This is a genomic window from Janibacter melonis (assembly GCF_020567375.1).
Taxonomy (GTDB): domain Bacteria; phylum Actinomycetota; class Actinomycetes; order Actinomycetales; family Dermatophilaceae; genus Marihabitans; species Marihabitans melonis.
Genome location: NZ_JAJBZM010000003.1, coordinates 844,597 through 850,724, shown reverse-complemented (window position 1 = coordinate 850,724; position 6,128 = coordinate 844,597). Strand labels below are relative to the sequence as shown.

General features: G+C 67.9%; 5 protein-coding genes and 2 tRNA genes. 2 read left to right on the top strand and 5 right to left on the bottom strand.

All coding sequences use genetic code 11. The annotated features are described in order from the left end of the window. Window positions 1-126: 126 nt before the first annotated feature. Together LIV55_RS16200 and LIV55_RS16195 are read right to left on the bottom strand one after the other, a co-directional pair. Window positions 127-627, bottom strand: coding sequence for a DUF3145 domain-containing protein (locus tag LIV55_RS16200; RefSeq protein WP_229300923.1), 501 nt, complete (start codon window positions 625-627; stop codon window positions 127-129). Window positions 628-919: 292 nt separating this feature from the next. Further along, window positions 920-1,483, bottom strand: coding sequence for a hypothetical protein (locus LIV55_RS16195; RefSeq protein ID WP_229300922.1), 564 nt, complete (start codon window positions 1,481-1,483; stop codon window positions 920-922). Window positions 1,484-1,644: 161 nt separating this feature from the next. Here LIV55_RS16195 and LIV55_RS16190 point away from each other — a divergent pair. Then, a tRNA-Ile gene (locus LIV55_RS16190) sits at window positions 1,645-1,718 on the top strand. A gap of 510 nt (window positions 1,719-2,228) precedes the next feature. Here the strand turns inward: LIV55_RS16190 and LIV55_RS16185 are convergent. Then, window positions 2,229-2,453, bottom strand: coding sequence for a hypothetical protein (locus LIV55_RS16185; protein ID WP_229300921.1), 225 nt, complete (start codon window positions 2,451-2,453; stop codon window positions 2,229-2,231). Between the two features lie 1,033 nt (window positions 2,454-3,486). Beyond that, the gene (locus LIV55_RS16180; protein WP_229300920.1) at window positions 3,487-4,890 is read right to left on the bottom strand and encodes an NAD(P)/FAD-dependent oxidoreductase; all 1,404 of its coding nucleotides are present in this window, start codon (window positions 4,888-4,890) and stop codon (window positions 3,487-3,489) included. Window positions 4,891-5,043: 153 nt separating this feature from the next. Between LIV55_RS16180 and LIV55_RS16175 the strand changes: the two genes are divergently transcribed. Then, the gene (locus LIV55_RS16175) at window positions 5,044-5,955 is read left to right on the top strand and encodes a transporter substrate-binding domain-containing protein (RefSeq protein WP_163562361.1); all 912 of its coding nucleotides are present in this window, start codon (window positions 5,044-5,046) and stop codon (window positions 5,953-5,955) included. Between the two features lie 58 nt (window positions 5,956-6,013). Here LIV55_RS16175 and LIV55_RS16170 read toward each other — a convergent pair. After that, window positions 6,014-6,086 (bottom strand) — tRNA-Asn (locus LIV55_RS16170). Window positions 6,087-6,128: the final 42 nt, after the last annotated feature.

Below are 6,128 nucleotides of genomic sequence, written 5' to 3'. Positions count from 1 at the left end.
ACCTCGCCCGCCCCGCGCCCGAGGGTCCGCCCCGGGGGCGCGGGGGCGGGGTGCCGCGGGGCTGGGCTGGGGGGGGCGCGGGGGGGGGGCCCCGCGCCCCACCCCTTCGTCATGGGTGGGTGGAGGTCAGCCGACCTTGTGCAGCCAGCGCACGGGCGCGCCCTCGCCGGCGTGGCGGAAGGGCTCGAGCTCGGCATCCCACTGACTGCCGAGGAGCTCGTCGAGCATGTCCTCGACGGCCTCCCCTGCGCCCTGGGCGAGGGTAAGGACCTCGCGGAGGCGGTTCTCGTGGATGACGGTGTCGCCGGAGGCGGAGATCGTCGCGTGGTGGATGCCCAGGCTCGGGGTGTGCGACCAGCGCGACCCGTCGACGCCGGGGCTCGGCTCCTCGGTCACCTCGTAGCGCACGCCCTCCCACCCGCGCAGTGCGGAGGCCAGGGCCGCGCCGGTGCCCGGCAGACCCGTCCAGGAGAACTCGGCACGACGAAGCGAGGGACCCAGCGGCTGCTCGGTCCACTCGAGGGCCACGTCACGCCCGAGAGCAGACTCCAGCGCCCACGTGATGTGGGGGCAGAGCGCCGTCGGGGTGCTGTGGATGAACACCACTCCACGCGTTGCGATCGACATCCGTTCCTCCTTGTGTGCGATGGACGTCTTCCCCACGGCCAGGGCACTGCTCGGAGATGGATGCGCTCGATGCGCGGTGGTGATGCAGAGATATGAGACGGCCGCAGCTGTCTGTTTGGGCTCATCATGCCCCATCGGCACCAGGAGCACCACCCTCCGCACCGGGCACTTCTGATGACTCTGGTAGCACGCAGGCGCAGGCCTCACGTGATCCTCATAGGCATCAGGGGTGGGCTCAGGCCGCGGCTGGACCGGGCCCGGGGGCAGGGGCTCCCGGGCCCGGCCGATGAGGTCAGCTCGCGGTGGAGCTGGCGCTCGGCGACGGGTCCTGCTCGCCCTGAGGCGCCGAGGGCGCCCCCTGCTGGGCGTCGTCGGACCCCTTGTCGTCCGAGCTCTCCGCCCCCGGTGCCTGACCGGGTGCGCCGTGTCCGCCCGGGCCACCGGGACCGCCCGGCCCACCGCGACCGTCGCGCTCCTCGACACCGGTGACGGTGAAGGAGTCGTCGACCGTGACCTCGACCATCGTGCCGTCCGTGCGGAGCATCATGACGTCGTAGCCGCCGTCACGACCGAGGTGCACGCCCTTGACAGCGGCGTCTGCCTCCTTGCTCTGCGCGGCGGTGATCGCCTTGCTCGCGGCATCAGCGCTCAGCTCCCGGCCGTCGTCGACCGGTGCGGGCCGCTCCCCCTTCGTGCCCTGCTGACCCTCGCTGTCGCCCGAGCCCTGGGTCGAGCTCGTGCTGGACGAGCCGGTCGAGGGGCTGTCGTCCGCCGAGGCGAACGAGGCACCGGTGACGCCGAGGCCGAGGGCGGCCAGACCGGCCGCACCGATCCCGATGAGCTTCTCCGTCTGCATGTGTGTCTCCTTCCGTCGGGGATGTGGAGATCCCACGCTCGCCGCACGACGTAGGCCCGACCTCGGGCGGACCTGTCAGGAGGCTGTCGGTCGGCCGGCGACCTGTGCGCGGGCAGGGGCGAAGGGGGCGGTAGCCTGCCCGCGTCACCGCCTCGCGGTGCGGGGCGGTAGCTCAGTCGGTCAGAGCAGCGGACTCATAATCCGTCGGTCCTGGGTTCAAGCCCCAGCCGCCCCACCGCATTGCCCCCCATAACCTCCAATCTAGATTTGCGTGAGGGATCGGAGGAGGTGAACGGCTTCTGTTATGGGGATGAACACGCCAGCTCTCGGACGTCGGAAGAATACGCGCCCCCAGATCGGTCGCCGCGACATTCTTGACGCATTGGGTTTGCCGGCATTCCTCGCAGAAATACCCGTCACCCTGCGTTTTGGTAGCCACAAGTGGCGCGAGACAATGCCGGTTCCCGATTATGTGGTTGAGGGACTCGGGGCCTACTGCATGCGATGACTGACAACCCACACCAAAAATCTGGGTCGCTAACAGCCAGGAGCCCCGTTGTGCGTACAAAACAAGTGCACAAGGGCGAGCCCCGACGCCAATCACGAGTTTCCCAGCTAGGCGGAAGGTTACGCGGTATACACGATGGGCTTCTCGGGTCGGGATACAGCAAGACCACTCCGTCTATGATTTTCTAAGTGCTCAAAGGCCTACGTTAAAATTGACTTGTGAACCCGAAACTTTCGATCACTCGACCAGTTCCGACGCCAGATCAAATAGATTCGCAGTGACCTCGCCTAAATCGTCATGATCATCTGCTCGGCCATCAATTCGGCGCACGGCGCCCACCTCGACTGAAAGAAGCACCTCGCTCAGCATGCGACGCGTTTCGTCTTCAATGTTGAGCCGTGATAAGACGCCAGAAAGATCATAGGCAATGACTCCTTTGCGCACAAAGTCCGGGGACGGCATCCAATTAGCGAATGCTTGAAGACCTCTATCTGAGGTTAGAATTGCGCTAGGGCGAGGTCCACTCTCATCGAAGTGACCGCAACCCATCGCGGCGTCATGCGCATACCGGACCATGGCCAGGTCCCGCACGGTGTTTAGAGTATCTTGGACGAGCAGCGTCTGACTCCTCCACGGTCGTTTGACCTTCACAACCGCAAAGGGATCTACCCCCTCCACTAGGCGACCCTTCGGTGATGGTGCGAATAGTCGAAGAAGTGTATATATAGCTTCCAGGGAGCCAATAGTTCCGGCTCGGTCGACCGCGATCTCCAGGTATCGCGAGAACAACTCGACGCGAAACCGTTCATTAGCCCCTTTGTTAATTGGTTCCAGCTTGGAAAAGGCGAGGAGTGCAGTCGCACTGCGAGTGATCCACGCCTCATTTCCTGCACTGACTGTCCACTTGTGGTACACAAGGGGTGTCAAGGATTCTTTCTTCAGGGCTCGAACCCAACCGGGTGGCGATCCAGTCAACCATCCATCCCTGCCCTTTGAGTGGAATAGTCGATCGAATACCTCATGCAGTAAGCGGGTATTTTTTGCGGCGAGGTTTAGACGCTCATCGAGGTCTTCGCAACCCACCCCTAGATCCGGAATTCTCGACCATGCATACTCGGCCAGGGCCGGCCACCGTGAGACTGTTACAGGGCCGCCGTCGGAACGAGCGGAGAGTATGGCACTGAACGATTCCCTCAGGCGCTCGCCGGCGCCTGCCCTGCCATTGATCCAATCATCCAGGTCAACAATGAAGTTCGTGTCGGGAATAACTACTTTCGGAGCGCGGCTCTCAAAAACTCTGATAACCATTACCATGTCTGCCGCCGACTGCGCATAAGCAACCTTTCATCACGGCCTCGCTGGAATGTTAGTACTGTAGCACCTCATTACCGGTGGCTTGGATCGTCGGTAATGGGCTGCCGAACGGCCTCACTCTTGTGGCCAAAGGGTTCAGCTATTCATGCAACGCTTAGAGTTCCCCGGCTGTAAACCCGGCTCAGGAGTCGAAGCCCACCCCGGCGACGTCGAGCGCGCGCAGGAGCGGCCCCCTTCGCCCGGTCCTGTCCTCACGGGCCATCGCCGCACGGGTCGCCTGGACCGCCGCGTAGCGCAGCGGCTCTGGCGGGAAGGGGATGGGCTTGTCCCGCACCATCGACAGACCGGTGCGCTCGGTCTCGGCACCGGCGAGGAGGTCGAGCGCCACCGCCGCGCCGAAGCGCGTGGACGCGACCCCCAGCCCGGTGTACCCCATCGCGTAGGCCACGCGGCCGCCGTGCGAGGTCCCGAAGATCGGGGTGAAGCGCGAGGTCGTGTCGATGACCCCGGCCCACCGGTGGCTGATCCGCACTCCCTCCAGCTGGGGGAAGATCTCGAGCAGGTGCCGGGCCAGCAGGTCGTGCGACGCCCCCTGCTCGAGCTCGGCGTCGATGCGGCCGCCGTAGTGATAGCTCGCGTCGTACCCGCCGAAGAGGATGCGGTCGTCGGCGGTGAGCCGGTAGTAGTGGAACTGGTTGCCCGCGTCGGTCAGCCCCTCGCGCCCGTGCCACCGCAGGGACGCGAGCTGCTCGCCGGTGAGCGGCTCGGTCATGAGGACGTGGTCGTAGACGGGGATGACCCACGCGCCCACCCGCCGCAGCAGCGCGGGGTACGCCCCGGTCGCGAGGACGACCTGGTCGGCGCGGACCGAGCCCTCGTCACCGCGCAGCCGCATCCCCGACCCGTCGCGCACCATCGCCCGCACCGGGCTGCGCTCGACGACCACGACGCCGCGCTCCCGGGCCGCGGTGGCCAGGCCCCACAGCAGCCGCGCCGGGTCGACGAGACCCACCGTCGGGTCGAGCATGCCGGCGCGGTAGCACGGGGAGTCGACGCGCTCGCGCGCCGCTCGGGCGTCGAGCCAGGTCACGTCGGCACCGTGCTGCCGGTGCAGCTGGTAGCCCTCGCGCAGCGTGCTCACCTGGTGCTCGTCGAGCGCGAGGGTCAGCTCCCCCGGGACGTGGAGGTCGCAGTCGATGCCCAGCCGGGCCACGTCGGCCTGCAGACCCGCGAAGTTCTCGGCCCCCATCCGCTCGAGGGTCTCGATCTCGTCGGGCCAGCACCCGACACCCTGGGCCAGCCCGTGGGTGAGCGAGGGAGAGACGAAGCCGCCGTTGCGCCCTGACGCGCCGAAGCCGAGCGGTCCCCCTTCGAGCACGACGACCCTCCGACCCGGGTCCGCCTCCGCGGCCTGCAGGGCCGCCCACAGCCCGGTGAAGCCTCCCCCGACGACCGCGAGGTCGCAGCGCACCTCGCCCCGGAGCGACTCCCCCGGCGAGGGCGCCGGCCGCAGGTCCGGGTCGGTCCAGTAGGGCCGGCGGGTAGACCCCGCGAGGGACTCGTGCTCGGTCGGGCGGTCGGGCATCGCTGCTCCTCGGTCGGGTGCGCAGGAGACTACGCCCGCGCCCCCGCACCCGTGCCCAGGGCTCGAGACGGCGGGTGACGGTGCGGTCACAACCCCGTCTGACCTGGGCGAAGGGGGAGGCCGTCCCGCACGCGGGGTGCGAGGATGAGGGCCATGCCCAGGGGTCGTCGAGTCGCCGCTGCCCTCGCGGTCCCGGCCCTGCTGCTGGTGAGCGCGTGCAGCCAGGCCGTCGACGTGCCCCCGAGCACCTCGACCCCCACCCCTGGCACGACGACCTCGAGCGACGGGCTGCCGCCGGCGCCCGACCGCCTGCGCGTCGCGATCTCCTTCGACCAGCCCGGCCTCGGCGTCAAGGACGGCGACGACTACTCCGGTCTCGACGTCGACGTCAGCCGCTACGTCGCGCAGCAGATGGGCACCGAGCGCATCACCTTCGTCCAGGCGATCCCCGACCAGCGCGAGACCCTCCTCGCGACCGGTCAGGTCGACATGGTCGTCTCCAGCTACTCGATGACGCCGCAGCGCGCCGAGCAGGTCCGCTTCGCCGGGCCCTACCTCGTCACCGACCAAGAGCTCCTGCTCCCCCGCCGCAGCAGCATCCGCTCGCCGCAGGAGCTCAGGGGCTTCACCGTGTGCGGTGCCGCGGGCTCCTCGGCGACGCAGCGCCTCGTGCGCGACTACACCGGGCTGCACATCGTCGAGGAGAAGAGCGTCGACGCGTGCGTCGACCGGCTCCGCGAGGGCGAGGTCAAGGCGGTCACGTCCGACACGACGATCCTCGCCGGCTACCTCGAGGAGGAGGACGGGAGCGACCTGCGGCTGTCCGGTCGCCCCTTCGGCCGGGAGTCCTACGGGATCGGGCTGGCCAAGGACGACCGAGCCCTGTGCTACCGGGTGAGCGAGGGGCTGCGCACGATGATCTCCTCGGGCGAGTGGCGCCGGACCGTCGCCCGCAACCTGCCGAGCGCGAAGGTCATCGGCCGGCAGACCTACCGGCCGCCGCAGGTGCGGTCCTGCACGTCCCCGACCACCCCGTCGCCCTCCGGCTCGAGCACCTCGAGCTGACCCGGCCGGGGCACGACGAAGGCCCGGACGCGATGCGTCCGGGCCTGGTCATGAAGAGCTCCCCCGGTTGGACTCGAACCAACAACCTATCGATTAACAGTCGATTGCTCTGCCAATTGAGCTACAGGGGATCGCGCCTCAGCGCTGCGCCACCATAGCAAGAAGACCGCGAG